The following is a 627-nucleotide window of genomic DNA, read 5'->3' as shown; positions in this document are numbered from 1 at the left end:
TGAGGTAGGCTTGTAGATGCTTGGCGCTGACTCCATGATGGATGCCATTGATCCAAGTCTTCAGATTGGCGAAGACCAAGTGGATGATCGGCAGGAATTCCTCTGCGATCTCTGGGTCTCCGCATTCGGCGATCGCGTGGTGGTCGAATCCGCGCTTGCGAAGGCCGGCATAGCCGCTCCAATCGTCCGTGACGATCAGCGATCCGGGAGCGACGGCGTTTTCGACGAATCCGCAGAGCGAATTGGCGCTACGGTCAGGGACGACAGCGAGACGAACGCGCCCCGCGTAGCGACCGTCTTTCCGATTGTCGAGCTTGGTTCCCGGCTTGCGGTGACGCACCTCCACGGCGCAGGAGACGAGAACCTTGTGATGGACGCCCCGGCCTTCGCCGCGGGTCCGTCCTCCAACCCACGTTTCATCCACTTCGACATGTTCTTGCGGCTTGCCGCCAATCTTGTCGCGCTCCGGGCGCACCATCCCGGCGCGGAGCTTATGAAGGATGCCGAAAGCGGTTTCGTAGCGCGACAGGCCGAGCTGCCGCTGAAATTGGACGGCCGACATTCCCGGCGTGTGGCTGGCGATCAAGTAAGCCGCCCAGAACCAAGGTCGACAACGGCGTGTGGCTG

The 627-nt window shown here is 61.9% G+C and carries 1 pseudogene; it reads right to left on the bottom strand.

The window, feature by feature from the left end:
• Positions 1-627: pseudogene (locus VQ044_RS25520) on the bottom strand (IS1595 family transposase); the annotation flags it as partial.

The sequence above is a fragment of the Aurantimonas sp. C2-5-R2 genome (genome assembly GCF_036549495.1).
GTDB classification, from domain to species: domain Bacteria; phylum Pseudomonadota; class Alphaproteobacteria; order Rhizobiales; family Rhizobiaceae; genus Aurantimonas; species Aurantimonas coralicida_A.
This window is presented reverse-complemented; position numbering and strand designations above follow the sequence as displayed.